Origin of the sequence: Methanospirillum sp., from assembly GCF_035406105.1 — an archaeon.
Lineage (GTDB): Archaea > Halobacteriota > Methanomicrobia > Methanomicrobiales > Methanospirillaceae > Methanospirillum.
In genome coordinates, this window is sequence record NZ_DAONKG010000039.1 from 1 (window position 1) to 15,181 (window position 15,181).

Sequence of the window (15,181 nt, forward strand, 5' to 3'; positions counted from 1 at the left end):
GTTTACTTTTGCTATAGATGATGAAGATCTCTCAAAGAGTGATTATGGTCAGATTCGTGAGGTTCTTGAACGGGCTGCACAGGATGTTGAGCGGCGTATTCAGATCTTCGAGGACGGGCAGCTTGAACCCATGCCAGGCCGGACCCCTGAAGAGACCCTTGAGATGCAGATCATGCAGGTGCTTGGAAAGGCTCGTGATAACACGGGAGAGATTGCAGGCCGTCATCTTGGTCTGTCCAACTCAGCCGTGGTCATGGCAGTCTCCGGGGCCAGAGGTTCCATGCTGAACCTGACTCAGATGGCCGGTTGTGTGGGTCAGCAGGCGGTTCGTGGTGAGCGTATTATGCGAGGGTATGAGGATAGGACCCTTCCTCATTTTAAGAAACACGACCGCGGGGCAATGGCTCATGGATTTGTCATGAACAGTTACAAGTCTGGTCTGAACCCCACAGAATTCTTCTTCCATGCTATTGGAGGTCGTGAAGGTCTGGTGGATACTGCAGTCAGAACATCCCAGTCCGGTTATCTCCAGCGGCGGATGATCAACGCACTGCAGGATCTCAAAGTTGCTTATGATATGACCGTCAGAACCACCGGAGGACGGATTATCCAGTTCGAATATGGAGAGGACTCCACCGATCCGATGAAGAGTTCATTTGGTGAACCGGTGGATGTTGAAGGGATTGTGAGCAACATCCTCAAGGAGGAGATTTGATGGAAGAACTGAACATCCCTTCGGAGGCAGCCGCAGCAGTACTCCGGTATTTTGATGAACACAAGGTTAAAAAGAGATTTCCGGATGATATCCCTGAACATATCCGGGAAGTGCTCATCGAGATGGTCGAGTATCGGATGAAGGAGGAGGATGAGGAGGCTGAAGACACCATCGATGATCAGATGTTCATCGCCAAGATGGAGGATCTCATTCATGCGGAGAAGTTCTATGACTGGCTTACCGACAGTTTCTCCCCTCTCGTAAGATCAGAAGAAGACGAGATCATTCTCCCTCAGACCATTATTAAGCCTGCATCACGACCACGTTTGACCACCCTTGATAAGAAATCCATGGAGGTCAGGGAGTATTTCTCTGATATCCAGATGACTATCGAGAAGATCAGCTCTATTCCTGAGCGGATTGAGAAGATTCTGAAAGATCGTATCAAAGATATCAAGCGTGAGGAGAACCCGAACTTCAGACTGACCCAGAAGCAGTACACGATCTTTCTGACGGATCTTCTTAAAAAAGGCGACTTTGAAGACTGGGTCATGCGGACATTTCCGCTTCCATCTGACACGGAGCAGGAGGTCTTTACCGTCAGAAAGGCTGTTCCCCAAGAGGAGATCAAGATTCCTGACTGGGTGGATGCTGCAGCATTCGAGGGTCTGAACCGGTTTGAGCAGGATAAATTCAGGGCATTACTGCGTGATCATCTCCCGTCACTTAATGAACTGACCGAGCATCCTCATGTGATGGAGCGGATGTCAAAACGGTTCTTTGAACTGATTGCCATCGGGCTTCCCCACCGGACCAACACTACCCTTGCCAGAATCATTATATCAAGAGAAAAAGATGGCCTTACGGATCCGTCACGGATTGTGACCGATGAGCAGTATTCCAAAATCCTCGCCCAGATGGTTAAAGAGTATAAACATACGAGGATTGAACCCTGTGAGGCGGTCGGTGTGGTTGCAGCCCAGTCGATTGGTGAGCCGGGTACCCAGATGACGATGCGTACCTTCCACTATGCCGGTGTGGCTGAAATTACCGTTACCTTAGGTCTTCCCCGTCTGATTGAGATCATGGATGCACGTAAGGAACCATCCACCCCGACCATGACGATCTATCTTCGTGAAGGATACTCAACCGACCGTGACAAGGCAAGACAGGTATCCTGGCAGATTGAGGCAGCTCCTCTCCAGGAATTTGGAGATATTACCACCGACATGGCAAATATGCAGATCGTGGTTCATGTCAACAAGGCTGTCTGTGAGAAACGGAAGATAACGGTCCGGGAGATCCTTGAGACAGCACCAAAAAAGATCAAGGAGCGAAGACACTATCGTGATTTTGAGTTTGAGACCAATGAGTCTGAAGGCCTGCTTGTCTTTATACCCAAGGATCGGGGGAGTTATCAGAACCTCTTCCAGCTCAAAGAGCATGTCCGGAATGTGATAGTTCAGGGTATCGATGATATTGAGCGTGTGGTCGTCAGGAAAGAAGCAGGTGAGTATATCCTGTACACCGAAGGTTCAAATCTGAAGGATGTGTTTGCCATCCGGGGTGTTGATACGACACGGACCAGGACCAATAACATTAACGAGATCTCACAGGTGCTTGGTATTGAAGCTGCCAGAAATGCCATCATTAACGAGGCACTTGCCACCCTCTCTGAACAGGGTATCATGGTTGATGTGCGCCATATCATGTTGGTTGCCGATATGATGTGCATGGAAGGTGAGGTAAAGCAGATCGGACGTCACGGTATTGCCGGTGAGAAAGAGTCTGTTCTCTCCCGTGCAGCATTCGAAGTGACCGTGAACCATCTCCTCGATGCGGCAGTTGCCCACGAGTCTGATATTCTCTGTGGGGTGACCGAAAACGTGATTGTAGGTCAGCCAATTCAGCTCGGAACAGGGGATGTTAAATTAGTAGTAAAGCAGAAAGTATAGGGGTATCTGATATGGATTTCAATACATCGCTCAGGCGTGCAATTAAGACGGGGAAGGTTATCCTCGGTCAGAATGAAACAAAAGACAGCATTGAGAAGGGAACTGCAAAGCTGGTTGTAGTAGCAGCGAACTGCCCTGCAGAATTTTCCAGCTATCTTGCCGGTAAGGATGGAGTAAAGACATATACCTATGAAGGATCAGGTGTCCAGCTTGGCCGTGCCTGTGGAAAGCCCTTCATCGTGAGCGCACTTGCAATCGAAGAGTCAGGCGACTCTGACATCCTTACCCTTTCCCGGTAACGAGGCTGCATGGGAGTAGTCCTGAATGAAGAGACAATCGCACTCATTGCACGGTTTGAAAAGATAACTGGGGCAGGTAGTCGCGATGTCATTGATGATAGTGAAGATGATCGTCTCATTTTCATTGTAAATCCCGGTGATATGGGATACGCGATTGGGAAAAAAGGCGTCAATATTAGAAAAGCATCAGAATCTTTCGGGAAAAGGATAGAGGCTGTGGAGTATTCCGAGGATCCTGCCCAGTTCATTCGGAATTGCTTCCATCCGGCCCAGGTGAAAGAGGTACAGTTTTCAGATTATCATGGCGAACAGATCGCTCATGTTGTCATCCGGGATGAAGATCGTGGCCGGGCAATCGGGAAGGCAGGAAAAAACCTGAACCGGACCAAGATGCTGGCATTGAGAGAGCACGATATTCAGAATATCATCATTGAATAACCGGATCATCTCTTTTTTATTTCATAATCTTGAAATAGGTGGCGGTAGGATTCACTCATATGGTTCTTCATATGAGAACATGGATATGGATCCTCTGTGGCATCCTTCTGATCTGCATGGTAACCGGGGTTTCACCTGTTGCATGTGATACAGGAGAATTTCCAGTACCCGTAACAACCGTTCAGCCACCCAACAATCTGACGGTTTCTGTTCAACTGAATCAGGAAGGGATGTATACAACGGCAATTTTCAGAGGAGGTCATGGACAACGGCTCCTGAAGGAGATCCAGGTCGAGGTTATCCATCCTGATGGTTCCAAAGATGCAGGAATTCTTGGTAATGTGGTGGGAGATTTTGTCATCCTTAAAGGATCGGGATGCGGTGATCAGGTTGTCGGAACTGCATATTTTTCAAACGGACAGAGTTATGTTATCCTGAATGAAAAGATGCAGTATATAAGGGGTATTTGTCCTGCTGATTATGCACCGTTTGTTGATCCATGTGAAGCAGTTGCCCGTTCCCCCTCGTTAAAACCTGATCCTGTGCAGGATATCCCTGCAAATAAATCAGTCATCATCCAGGCAAATGCTGATATCAGCAAAATCGAGGTTCAGTTCAGGGGTGGATTTGGCCAGAACATGATAAAGACGTTACAGGTTCATAGAATTGGCCCTGATGGTTCGAAAGAGACAAAGAACCTTGGAAACAGCATCGGTGATGAAGTCATCTTCCCCGCGACGAATAACTGTATGGACCGTATCTCTGCAGATGTTACCTTTATTGATGGTACTCGGTATCATTTCTATGATAAGGTCATCCATATCAGCAGATACATGGCATATTAATCTTTTTTTTAAAAAAACAGACGGACCTGGAGGGATTCGAACCCCCGACATTCGGGTTAGAAGCCCGACGCTATATCCTGGCTAAGCCACAGGCCCAAAGATGTGCCTTATTTTGTTTCCATCTGTACCTGATAATAGTAGCGTTAAAATCAGAGATGGGTGAGTTTTTCATCCCGCATGAAAGGCCACCGGCCTGACAACATCAACAATCCTGGGTTCGGTGATGGAGCATCTGGATACATTTGCCCGGATTGTCGTTTTGGAAATAAATTTTACCTTTACCCGCGCAGCGAGTTTCTCGCGCTCCATGAGATGGTATCCAAGTCCTGATTCAACGGTGTGCTTCATGGTAATTGCAACAGAGATGACTTCAACAAGAATTCCTGTATCTCCAACCGCCAGATCTTCGCAATCAACGGGTGTCAGAAATATTAGTGAGCCTGGTGTGACCTGCGTCAGTGAAATAACATTATGTGCACTCGTAAGTTCAACCGTTCGTGGAATTCCTTTTTTGAGCTCTTCGATGACCTGGGGAAAAATCCCGGTAAGTGCAATACATTCCATGGATATCACCCGTACATCGGAAGTTGCGGTTCTTTCCTGACCGGTTGTTCCTCTGCCGTCTGAACATCTTCTGCAAGCCGGTGCATCTGCGCTTCAATCTCCTCAGCCTGTTCGATAAGCCCGGAGGTTTCTATCTGCAGATCATAGAGCATGTTCAGGACTTCAACGGTCTTGGCTGCAGCTCGTGGATCCGGTGCATTGATGGTCTCTCCCAAAAGGCCGATACCCGGGATCCCCCGAATTTTGCACTCAGTAAGAATACTGCTTGCAATACCTGAAATACTTCCAATCGGAAGCCGTATTGCGGAATCACCAAGTCTGTCCAGGAGTGCTTTTTCCGTTGCAACCGAGAAAACACGTTTTTCTGGTTCATTTGTAATGATGCCCGCCAATGTTACCACTTCTGATACTTTGAAGGGTGCTACCCAGTCCAGAATGGCATTTGAAACTTCATAGCATATCTGTGGGTGAATGGGGATATCTGCAAGAATTGCAACAAATTTGTCCTTTTCATAGATCCTCACCGGGACAGCAATGACTCCCTCTGACATCATTGCCATCGGAGGAAAATATTTACTGGTCATCGTCCCGATCGATTCAAATCCAAGCTTATCGACCATATATGCGAGGGCTATACTTCCTACAAGACCGCTTCCCGGAAACCCAATCAAAATAGCGGACCCTTCGGACGTGAGCGGCCGGGCCTGAACAATTACGTCAGGTATCTGGCTGGGAGTCATATACCAATGATAGGAGGATGGAGAAGATAGGTCTGTCGCACGAGAATGGCAAAGCATGACAAACGGTACTTATCCACGTATGACATATTTTCATGACACTGATGATTACTTCAAAGCGCAGGCCAGGTCAGCGAAGGAAGGATTATCTTCTCCTCCTCTCCCTCTTCGTTATGATGCTTCTGTGCGTCTCTGGCTGTGTACGTCCTGATACTGGATTTACAGTTTATCCTGAGGCTTTCAGTGCACCTCCTGATGTCTATGCCGATATGAATACCACACAGGTTAGCATGTCTGTTGGGGAGACGATGCTGGTTTCTTACCCCTGGACGCCGGAAGATGGAAGGTACTGGAGGGTTTCTGTCACTGAGGGGTTGTATGTCACCGGAGACCGGTATATTCCATTCCCCATTGATATGCCGGTTGAAGTTACTGGTATGCGGGAATGGATGGTGCGGGCCACCTCTCCCGGAACACAGACTTTTATTGGTAATTTACGGCCACGGGCAACCTCTTGGAATCAGGAAAGCGTGCAGCGGAAGATTATGGTAACTGTGATGAATAATGAGCAGGGAAAGCCTGCAGGATTTGCATGAGATTTGGAGTCACGGTTAAATTATTGCTGATAATGGTCCTCCTTACCAGCCTAATCTTTCTTATTATCGGAGGAATATCCTGGATTGTCATAAATAATCTTGGTAATTACGCTACAGAATCAAGTCTTGCCTTTGGTGAGCGTGCTATTGGGGAGAGTACAACTGCTCTTGAAGAGGATGCAGAGATCTATCTCCTCCGGCTTGCGACCGATCAGGCAGAGATCACGAACATGGTCTTTGAACAGATCATATCAGAGATGAAGGTGATAAATGATTATGGTAAGGAGATTATCAGGAAGAATAATACTCCTGTGGAATGGTACAGCCGTGATACACGACCCACAAAACCTGGTGAAACCGGTGTTATTCATCTCTCCCCCAATCGCTTACCAGAAGATGTTCGTGATGAGATATATGCACTGAATTCATTCCAACCGGTGTTCAATACCCTCTTCCACGCCGACAACCGGCTCACCGCTCTCTATGTGACCTCCTCATCAGGAGTGACCTACATCTTTCCCTGGACCCCCCGTATTGATCCGAATTTTGAACCAAGGGCCAGGGACTGGTATCGGAATGCGCTCAATAGTACGCAATTCACATGGACCGATCCATACGTAGACGCTCTTGGAAACGGCCTTGCAATAACGTGCTCAAAGGCAATTCATAATCCTGGTATGAATGTATCGTGGGTGATTGGTTCAGATATTACCATAGAAACGATCAATTACCGGATTATCACAACCCAGCTGGGAGAAGACGGGTATGCGTTCCTTATAAATCAGCGGGGTGATATCATCTCACGTCCGGGCCTGAGCGCCGGTGAGAAGCGGTGGGATGATTCCTTTGAGACTGACAATCTTCTTTTGAGTTCCAATGAGGATCTAAAAAAGATCGCACAGGAGATGACTATGGGTCTATCCGGTGTCAGCAGGTGCAGATTTGCAGAAGGAGACAAATATATAGCATTTGCACCGGTGAAAAGTGTTGGATGGAGTATCGGTCTTGTCATGCCGGTTGAACAGGTAACCGGCCCTGCTCATATTACCGGTTCAATCATCCGGAATGCAAGTGAAGAGACCCATTCCCACATTACCAAACAGATGTCTTTTTTACAGACAATCCTTATCGCAAGTTTCATTCTGCTCTTTATTACTGTCGTTGGGATCGCGTTATTCTTTTCAAAATTCATCACAAACCCGTTGATGATTCTGAGTGAAGGAGCCAGACGAATCGGGAATGGAGATCTTCAGACCCCGGTTGAGATCCAATCCGGTGATGAGTTTGAAGAACTGGCCGGCGCTTTTAACCGGATGATGTATGATCTTCGCAATTATATTGTCGAGCTTCGGAGAACCACTGCAGAAAAAGAACGTTTTACAAGAGAACTTGAGATAGCCCAGGGCATTCAGCAGAGTTTCCTTCCGGATAGCGTTCCTGACATCCCGGGAATGGAGCTTGCCGTTTATGCAAGCCCTGCCCTTGAGGTCGGAGGAGATTTTTATGATTTTATCCCGGTTGGAGATGATGAGTGGGGGCTTGTCATCGCAGACGTGAGCGGAAAAGGAGTGCCCGCGGCATTGTTTATGGCGCTCTCCAGAACACTCATCAGAGTCAGTGCAACCTGGAGGAGTGATCCTGCGAGTGCAATAAAAGAAGCGAACTCCCTGATCTGCCGGGATTCAAAAGCCAGCATGTTTGTAACGCTCTTTTACCTGGTTATTGACAATCTCAAAAGGAAAATTACCTACGTGAACGCCGGTCATAACCCTCCCCTCATGCTAACCGGTCAGGATAGTGATATTACCCTGTTGAGAGCGGAAGGAATAGCCCTTGGCATTATTGATGAGATTGATCTGGATTCAAACACCGTTGATCTGAAAAAGGGAGATCTTGTTACTCTGTATACAGACGGGGTGACCGAGGCGATGAATAAGGACGGCGAAGAATATGGGATGGAGCGCTTCATCACAGTTTTGAAACAAAACCGGGATCGTGAGCTCTCGCAATTAATTGAAGCAATCATTGCATCCATAAAAGATTTTACGAAAGATGCACCCCAATCAGATGATATTACCCTTATCCTTATCAGGGCATCATGAGGTGGTATTGTCATTTTCATGCCTTTTGAAATGCAATGACAATCCCATCATCTCCTTTATGCGGCATTTTTGTAATCATCCCTCCGGCATATTGAATCGTTCTCATGAGTGCCCGCGAGAGAGGAAGCTTTGGATTCCAGTCTTTTCCTTCGGGTATGAGGGATATCTGAACTGAATCACCGGTCATATGGATCCTTATTCTGACCTGATGTGCATTGTATATGGAATAATAATCAAGAAGTGCATTCAGACTATCTGTTATCCGTTCAGAATCCGCATAGATTATGCATTCATATTCCGGGGCCTCGATTATGCATTGTATCTCTCTTCGATTCTGAAACTCAGTCAGTCTGCTGAGGAGGGCTCTTTGAAAAAAATCCATATCATCAGCGAAGTGCAGCAGGTCATCATCACTCACAGAAGCGTTCTGTTTTCGGGTGATATCGTAAAGTATCTCAACAAGGTTGACGGGCATACGTGTTGCAGTTGGAATTACTCCCTGAATAGTCGATAAAAGGTCAGAAAAGAGTCGGTTTGTACGACGAACAAAAGAGGGATCGACGAGATGATCAAGGTCATGACCAGAAAGAAATGACCTGATCTTTTGAAACGTCTGCAATGCCTTCAGGATAACCTGAAGTTCCGGTAGATTCCCCTCCTGATAATGTCTGTACATGGCATTAAACTCATCCAGAGTTTTTTCAATATCTTGAGCAGGAAGGATGCGTTCCAGTTCCTGTGCGGTTTCATACTCCTCAAGTTCTTCGAGATGATACCGCAGGAGCATAATTCTCCCGGCAATTATCGGAAAAAGTCTCTGCACTTCATCCATGAGGTCCATGGCATGTCTGATGGCCAGATCTACCCGCCCTTTGTCGAAAAGAGCGATATCTGACAGGTTCGTAACGGAATGAATGAGTTTTTGGAGGACTGGCCGAAAATCATTACCGGAAAACGCATTGCCATGCCCTGAACAGACAATCCCTATCTCATAATGATCAAGGATCCAGGAAAGTCTTTGAAGTGTTCTGGCAAATTCTTCACGATCCCATCCATAAATCCCTGCGACACCTGGATTTAATGCAAAAGGGATATCACCAACATGTAAAAGACCTCCAATTTGAATGGCAATACTGTCATACGAGTGCCCGGGCATTGCCCAGAATGTAAGTGACTGCCCGTCAGGAAACCATAGTTCCTCAGAAACGAGTTCTATAGTATCGAAAAATGTATATTTATTTGACTTTTTCATAAATCCCGGCAATATACGTTCAAGGTGATCTGAACCATTTATAGCGACCTGAAAAAGTGACATATCAACGATAAATGGAGGGATAGGAAGGTCTACCAGATCTGCCTGGGTATATCGTGTATCACCTGTTCGTAAGAGGTCTGTGCCTGATGCATGACAGATAAAGACTGGTCTTCCATAGGTTTCAAACCGCCGGTCTACCAGTCCCTGATAGATATGATCATAATGCGCATGCCCGAAGATGATGAGAAACGGTCTCTCTCTGCTCTGTATTGTTGCTGAGAGGATATTACATACTGTATCCATCACTTCCTGAGAAGCTCCGGTATCAATCAGGACAAAATAATCCTTAATTTGAAGAATATAAACATTTGAACTGAGGATGTCTGGTTTTCGGATATAGGGATATATTCTGGCATTTATTGTACCTGGTATATCCTGCCATTGCTGAGGTACCAAAACAGCCTGTCCCATTTTCATCACCAGATCTCGGTTTCAAAAATCATAAATTCCTTGCAGAGGACACTTATAGGACGGAACATTTTTTTTTAATTTGCGGAGTCGAGGGGATAATGGAAGACCAACTCATAATACAGGAACGACAGAGTTCTGGAATTACGATTCTGGATATTTCCGGGAGGATTGATGCTGCAACCTCATCATTGATTGAAGAAGAATTAGGAAAGAAGATTGATTCTGGTGTCTCAACTCTCATCCTGAATATGAAGGATTTACAGTATATCAGCAGTTCCGGACTTCGGGTTATCCTTGCTGCATTAAAGCGCGTCAAGACGAAAGGTGGTATTATTGCCCTTGCTGATCTTCAGCCAGGTCCGGGAGAAGTATTTAAAATGACTGGATTTGATCGGCTCTTTCCGATATCTGCCTCAGTTGAACAGGCATTAGAGAAACTTAATCCGTAGTTATACATTTTCCGGCATATGGATGGCAGCATATCAGATTGATCTTGAAGATACGATCACTGCAGTTCCACAGCTTGCACAATTTCTTTCTGCAATTGCAGAGAAAGAAAACCTCTCCTTTGAAGTTGAGAATGCGATGCAGCTTGCAGCAGAAGAAGCAGTGGTAAATATCATCACCCATGGATATAAGGATACACCCGGGATGATTGCAGTACACTGTCTCGTTGCCGATGGGCTGGTTGTTCTCACAATCTGTGATGAGGCACCGTATTTTAACCCGCTTACTATTCCTCCGGCTGATATTGACACAGGAATTGATGAACGGCGGATTGGCGGGCTTGGTGTTCATCTGATCCGTTCACTCATGGATGAAGTCAGATATCAGCAGACTGATAAAGGAAATTGTCTCATTATGCAAAAGGCCATATAATATTATTTTTATTTCATATCAGCAGAAACCATCTCAAGGATGGAACTGATAGGTACGAGTACACATGACGCACTTCTACGTCCATGGGTATTCAGCCAGAGAAGCAGAGCGACTCTCTGACCAGGCAGGGACCCTTACTCATATAATCCATCATGACTCGTTCTTTCCTCCGAAAAGCAGGATACTTGAAGCAGGATGCGGGACTGGTGCACAAACCTGCATATTAGCAAAGCAAAATCCCTCATGTGAATTTATCTCAATAGACATCTCCCGTGAATCACTTGCGGCTGCCAAAAAAAGGATTGATGAAGCAGGGCTTTGTAATGTACGGTTGTATCTTGCTGATATCCTCACCGGTGACCTCCCCCTTGGTCTGTTTGATCATGCCATCTTTTGTTTTGTTCTTGAACATCTGAAAAATCCAAACGAAGCTGTCCAACGGGTAAAGAATCTTGTACGGCCGGGAGGTACGGTCACTGCCATTGAAGGGGATCATGGCTCGGTCTGTTTTCATCCGGAGACTGAAAAGGCTCTGATGGTAATCGAATGCCAGGTGATTCTTCAGAAACGTGCCGGCGGTGATGCCTGCATTGGAAGGAAACTCTACCCGCTTCTTACATCATCAGGGCTCTCTGACGTTACAGTATCACCGCGGCTGGTCTATGCAGATGCAGGCAGGCCTGATCTGGTATCTGGGTTTACTGAGAAGACCTTCATTGCTATGATCCAAGGAGTCAGGGAACAGGCTGTTGCGGCAGGTCTGATGTCAGCCGATGACTTTGATGAAGGTATCCGGGAACTCTCTTGTTCTACCCGTAAGGATGGGACATTTAGCTATACATTCTATAAGGGATGGGGATTTGTCCCCTGATTATCGAATAATTTTTCAAAATGACAAGCGCGCAAAGTCGTACTCCACAAATGCTTTAAGCAAAATTGGTTTCTGGAATACTTACATCGAAAAGCTCAGAATATTGCAGGATAATACCATTAGCTTATTACCTTAGTGAGTTGAATGTAAAAGGCATGGATCGGATTGTAACGTTCCTTCTCTTACTGGTTTCAGCACTCCTGCTGGTACCGGGGTGTATTGCAGAAGAACAGATAGCACCAGAAGCAACTCAGGTCGCTCCGGAAGCAGCAGTTGTTGAGGAAGTAACTGCCGAAGTTCCGGCAGAAGCAGTAACCGAAGAGATTGCTGAAGAAATGCAGGCATTTAATGTCACTGCTGATGTGAACACAACTGAACTCAATATGACTGTTGGTCAGATTGTGAAGATTGAGCTTCCGGAGACTCCTGACTTTGAGTGGAATGTGACCGTATCTGAAGGTCTCAGCATGGTAAACGAGACTCATATCGATGCAATTGAGGGCACCGCAGGCGCTTTCCACCAGTGGTTCGTTGAAGCTGTTGCAGCTGGAGCACAGACCTTCTCTGGTGTAGAAAAGAAGGCAGATTCAGAAGAGACTGGCAGCGAGTACACTCTTAACATTCTCGTAGAGTAAATTTCATTCATTGTCGGTATAACCGGCAATTCTTTTTTTTCGTTTCAGTTTTATTACGCTTTGATTCAGTTCTCTCCCACCATCTTATTCTGATGAGATGACAATATGATCCCATGGATCGGATCAAACCATTCCTTTTCGTACTGGTTTTAGCAGTACTGCTCGTTCCGTGTTGTATCGCAGAAAGTCAGGGAGTCCCTGAATCAGGTGAGGTTTCAGCCATGCCGGCATTCAATGTTACCGCCGATATGAATACTACTGAACTGAATATGACACTCAATCAGGTTGCGCTGATTCAGCTTCCGGAAAACCCGACGACCGGCTTCTCATGGAATGTAACGCTTTCTGAAGGTCTTGCACTTTTAAATGACACATATGTTCAGGATGCTGCGCCTTTGGGCATGGTTGGTGTTGGAGGAATTCATGAGTGGTATATTAAGGCTATTACAGTCGGGAACCAGACCTTCGATGGTATTTATAAACAGCCGTGGGGAGAGACGGTGGGGAATGAAACAGCCTATTCTCTGACAATTCGTGTAGAGTAATTTCTTGTTTGACCGCCGGGAAAACCGGCTTTTTTTTATTCAATTTCCACAGGAGTTCCTTTCTCAATTGCATGAATATGCAGTTCAACCAGTTCCTGCATCCGGGGAACATGAAACTGGTTTGCAATATCCTGAATGGCTTCAAGGAGATGGACAGATTCTTCAAGATAGCTGAGGATATCTGCGGCATAGATCTCAATACCAAACTCATCCCTGAGATACTGGCTTATTTGTATATGGTCCAGTCCCGATTCCCGAAGCTCAATTATCTCTCTGACAAATTTTCGTTCAGGGCAACCACAAAATGGATTGTCCTGGCATTTACATGAGAGAAAAGTTTTGATAAATGTGACGATCTGTTCACGTGTTGAACGGTCAAACGAGTCATAGGGAACAGATAAAAGAGCTTCAAGGGTTGCACCATGAAATGCTCCTTCAGGGAGTCGAAAACCAATAAGTTTGGCAATTTGTCGGTTGTATCGAAGTCGTGCTCGTGATGCAATCATACATTCTCCAGGAAACGGGGTGAACAAAGGGGGATATGTTTTTTTTAGATAGGAATCTTCTGTCAGTACTATTCCATCTTTGAAAATATATCACCATTCACCGGTCTGTATCATCGGAATTGTCAGGCTGGATATCTTTGAAATATGAATCAGTTTACATGTATGTCATTTTTGATAGGAAGATCTGGATGTATGTCTTATCATATTCTTTTTTGGGTTGAGGACCTGTGCATTCAGTCTTATACTATGAAATATTTCTCATAAGGCGCAAAAATTGAAAAGAAACTAAAATGAACGTTTGGGAATGGTTTAATTGATTTATGTTACTTCACCGGCTTCCTCGTCAAAGTTTTTCAGTGTTCCCATGGCTTCATTCATCGTCTCAATTTGAATAAGCCATTCATCAAAGACTCCCATATCCTCAGAATCCTTAATGTATCTGCCACAACAGGATTTTCCATCGATGACGTTTGCACCAATCTCTGCTGCCACTTCAAGGAGTTCCTCGGTATTCTCTTCGTTAATACCCCGGCCTTTCTTTACGAGTGCCTTGATATCCTCGGAATATCCTCCTTCCAGATATTTTTTTGCAGCAGCGAACAGGACCAGCAACTGGAAATGCATTGGGGCGATGAGTTCAATCATATCCTCATCAACCTCCTGTTCCATGATGATCTCCTCTACCTCGATGAGTTTGCTTAATGCCTCATCCTTTGAGAACCTGTTATTCTGGTAGAGTTTGATAATCTTCAAAACTTCGATACAGATATCCTGGTTAAATCCATTGAGCATCTGGTATCCTTCAGGCATATCGTCATCGTCGCCACCTTCAAAATCAGCCTCACGCAGGGAGTTGATCCAGTTATCCCACCGCTCCTGACTGTAAAAGATATAGAAGAGCTTCATGGGGGCTTCTTCCTGTGCTGATGCTGAGTCTTTCTTTTTGCGTGGAGCCATTACATACACCTGTGATTTACCGGGCATAAGAGTTTGTCGGCTCCAGGATATGTACTCGCGATCAGACTTTCCAGTCAACAGCCATTTCAGGACGGAAAAGAAAGTACTGACCAGATGGAGCAGGATGCCCGCAAAGTGGTTATGGTCCGGTTCGGAGAAATATTTTTAAAGAGTGAACCGGTGCGCAGGGAGTTTTTAAACCGGCTCCGGGATAATATCCGCGCCGGACTGAATGGAATGAATGCGGACGGGACGATCACAATCACCCGGAGCAGAATACTGGTCAATGCAGACTCATCGGTGGATCTTGTCTCTTTGCTCTCCAGAATCTTTGGAATCGTTGATATTGCTCCGGTAACCTGCTGTGGGAACAGTATGGATGATCTCTGTACAACTGCCGTGAAAGTTGCCCGTCCTCATCTTACTCCTCATACCAGGTTTGCGGTACGGGCGCGTCGGGAGGGTGTAGAGGGTTTTACCAGCCAGGAGCTTGCCGCTGAGGCAGGTTCGCGGATTATTAATGCTATTCCGGATCTAGAGGTGGATTTGACAGCACCTCAGTATGAGATCTTTATTGAAGCCAGAAAGGAGGGAGGGCTGGTATATGATACCCGGGTTCCGGGTCCGGGTGGCCTTCCCTATGGCACACAGGGAAAAGCAGTTGCCCTCATCTCGGCGGGTATTGATTCTCCGGTTGCTGCATGGCTTATGATGCGAAGAGGTGTCCGTCTGGGCTTTCTCCATATTGAACCGGGAATATTTTGCGGTCTGGACATCGGGCGAAACGTACAAAACAATCTCGCAGCATTAT

General features: G+C 46.1%; 17 protein-coding genes, 1 tRNA gene and 1 pseudogene. 13 read left to right on the forward strand and 6 right to left on the reverse strand.

Features of this window, described 5'->3' with window-relative positions; all coding sequences use genetic code 11:
* From PLA23_RS03740 to PLA23_RS03760, 5 genes and pseudogenes are all read left to right on the forward strand, one after another.
* Positions 1 to 715: pseudogene (locus PLA23_RS03740) on the forward strand (DNA-directed RNA polymerase subunit A'); the annotation flags it as partial.
* A 764-nt stretch (positions 716 to 1,479) separates the two neighbouring features.
* The gene (gene rpoA2, locus PLA23_RS03745) at positions 1,480 to 2,670 is read left to right on the forward strand and encodes a DNA-directed RNA polymerase subunit A'' (RefSeq protein ID WP_324474079.1); all 1,191 of its coding nucleotides are present in this window, start codon (positions 1,480 to 1,482) and stop codon (positions 2,668 to 2,670) included.
* An 11-nt stretch (positions 2,671 to 2,681) separates the two neighbouring features.
* On the forward strand, positions 2,682 to 2,969 hold the full coding sequence (locus PLA23_RS03750; RefSeq protein ID WP_324331034.1) for a 50S ribosomal protein L30e: 288 nt from the start codon (positions 2,682 to 2,684) through the stop codon (positions 2,967 to 2,969).
* A 9-nt stretch (positions 2,970 to 2,978) separates the two neighbouring features.
* Positions 2,979 to 3,407 carry a NusA-like transcription termination signal-binding factor gene (locus PLA23_RS03755; protein WP_324331032.1) on the forward strand — a complete coding sequence of 143 codons (429 nt, stop codon included), beginning with the start codon at positions 2,979 to 2,981 and terminating at the stop codon, positions 3,405 to 3,407.
* A gap of 71 nt (positions 3,408 to 3,478) precedes the next feature.
* A complete protein-coding gene (locus tag PLA23_RS03760) occupies positions 3,479 to 4,252 on the forward strand; it encodes a hypothetical protein (RefSeq protein ID WP_324474069.1) in 774 nt (257 codons plus the stop codon).
* Positions 4,253 to 4,273: 21 nt separating this feature from the next.
* Here PLA23_RS03760 and PLA23_RS03765 read toward each other — a convergent pair.
* The 3 genes from PLA23_RS03765 to PLA23_RS03775 all read right to left on the reverse strand — a co-directional run bounded on the left by PLA23_RS03765 (position 4,274) and on the right by PLA23_RS03775 (position 5,556).
* Positions 4,274 to 4,348, reverse strand: a tRNA-Arg gene (locus PLA23_RS03765).
* A 72-nt stretch (positions 4,349 to 4,420) separates the two neighbouring features.
* The gene (locus PLA23_RS03770) at positions 4,421 to 4,816 is read right to left on the reverse strand and encodes a DUF473 domain-containing protein (RefSeq protein WP_324331029.1); all 396 of its coding nucleotides are present in this window, start codon (positions 4,814 to 4,816) and stop codon (positions 4,421 to 4,423) included.
* Between the two features lie 5 nt (positions 4,817 to 4,821).
* On the reverse strand, positions 4,822 to 5,556 hold the full coding sequence (locus tag PLA23_RS03775; protein ID WP_324331027.1) for a proteasome assembly chaperone family protein: 735 nt from the start codon (positions 5,554 to 5,556) through the stop codon (positions 4,822 to 4,824).
* Positions 5,557 to 5,648: 92 nt separating this feature from the next.
* Here PLA23_RS03775 and PLA23_RS03780 point away from each other — a divergent pair, with 92 nt between their 5' ends.
* Both PLA23_RS03780 and PLA23_RS03785 read left to right on the forward strand, forming a co-directional pair.
* Positions 5,649 to 6,149 carry a protease inhibitor I42 family protein gene (locus tag PLA23_RS03780; protein ID WP_324474071.1) on the forward strand — a complete coding sequence of 167 codons (501 nt, stop codon included), beginning with the start codon at positions 5,649 to 5,651 and terminating at the stop codon, positions 6,147 to 6,149.
* Positions 6,146 to 8,251 (forward strand): SpoIIE family protein phosphatase, encoded by a 2,106-nt coding sequence (locus PLA23_RS03785; RefSeq protein ID WP_324331023.1) that lies wholly within the window; start codon positions 6,146 to 6,148, stop codon positions 8,249 to 8,251. Before PLA23_RS03780 ends, PLA23_RS03785 begins: the two co-directional genes overlap by 4 nt.
* A 16-nt stretch (positions 8,252 to 8,267) precedes the next feature.
* On the opposite strand, the gene PLA23_RS03790 is transcribed toward PLA23_RS03785, so the two are convergent.
* Entirely contained in the window at positions 8,268 to 9,983 is a 1,716-nt protein-coding gene (locus PLA23_RS03790) for an MBL fold metallo-hydrolase (RefSeq protein ID WP_324474073.1), read from the reverse strand.
* A gap of 92 nt (positions 9,984 to 10,075) precedes the next feature.
* Here PLA23_RS03790 and PLA23_RS03795 point away from each other — a divergent pair, with 92 nt between their 5' ends.
* The 5 genes from PLA23_RS03795 (at position 10,076) to PLA23_RS03815 (ending at position 12,907) form a co-directional block, all read left to right on the forward strand.
* On the forward strand, positions 10,076 to 10,426 hold the full coding sequence (locus PLA23_RS03795) for an STAS domain-containing protein (RefSeq protein ID WP_324328667.1): 351 nt from the start codon (positions 10,076 to 10,078) through the stop codon (positions 10,424 to 10,426).
* A gap of 22 nt (positions 10,427 to 10,448) precedes the next feature.
* Positions 10,449 to 10,856, forward strand: a complete 408-nt coding sequence (locus PLA23_RS03800) for an ATP-binding protein (protein ID WP_324328665.1) — start codon at positions 10,449 to 10,451, stop codon at positions 10,854 to 10,856.
* Positions 10,857 to 10,920: 64 nt separating this feature from the next.
* The gene (locus tag PLA23_RS03805) at positions 10,921 to 11,727 is read left to right on the forward strand and encodes a methyltransferase (protein ID WP_324474075.1); all 807 of its coding nucleotides are present in this window, start codon (positions 10,921 to 10,923) and stop codon (positions 11,725 to 11,727) included.
* 155 nt (positions 11,728 to 11,882) lie between these two features.
* The gene (locus tag PLA23_RS03810) at positions 11,883 to 12,362 is read left to right on the forward strand and encodes a protease inhibitor I42 family protein (RefSeq protein ID WP_324328661.1); all 480 of its coding nucleotides are present in this window, start codon (positions 11,883 to 11,885) and stop codon (positions 12,360 to 12,362) included.
* A 113-nt stretch (positions 12,363 to 12,475) separates the two neighbouring features.
* Positions 12,476 to 12,907 carry a protease inhibitor I42 family protein gene (locus PLA23_RS03815; RefSeq protein ID WP_324328659.1) on the forward strand — a complete coding sequence of 144 codons (432 nt, stop codon included), beginning with the start codon at positions 12,476 to 12,478 and terminating at the stop codon, positions 12,905 to 12,907.
* A gap of 35 nt (positions 12,908 to 12,942) precedes the next feature.
* Here the strand turns inward: PLA23_RS03815 and PLA23_RS03820 are convergent, their stop codons facing one another.
* Together PLA23_RS03820 and PLA23_RS03825 are read right to left on the reverse strand one after the other, a co-directional pair.
* The gene (locus PLA23_RS03820) at positions 12,943 to 13,413 is read right to left on the reverse strand and encodes a DUF5814 domain-containing protein (RefSeq protein WP_324328657.1); all 471 of its coding nucleotides are present in this window, start codon (positions 13,411 to 13,413) and stop codon (positions 12,943 to 12,945) included.
* Positions 13,414 to 13,731: 318 nt separating this feature from the next.
* A complete protein-coding gene (locus tag PLA23_RS03825) occupies positions 13,732 to 14,370 on the reverse strand; it encodes a DUF2150 family protein (RefSeq protein ID WP_324328655.1) in 639 nt (212 codons plus the stop codon).
* 33 nt (positions 14,371 to 14,403) lie between these two features.
* Between PLA23_RS03825 and PLA23_RS03830 the strand changes: the two genes are divergently transcribed.
* The coding region (locus PLA23_RS03830; RefSeq protein WP_324474077.1) for a tRNA sulfurtransferase at positions 14,404 to 15,181 on the forward strand (778 nt) is incomplete at its 3' end.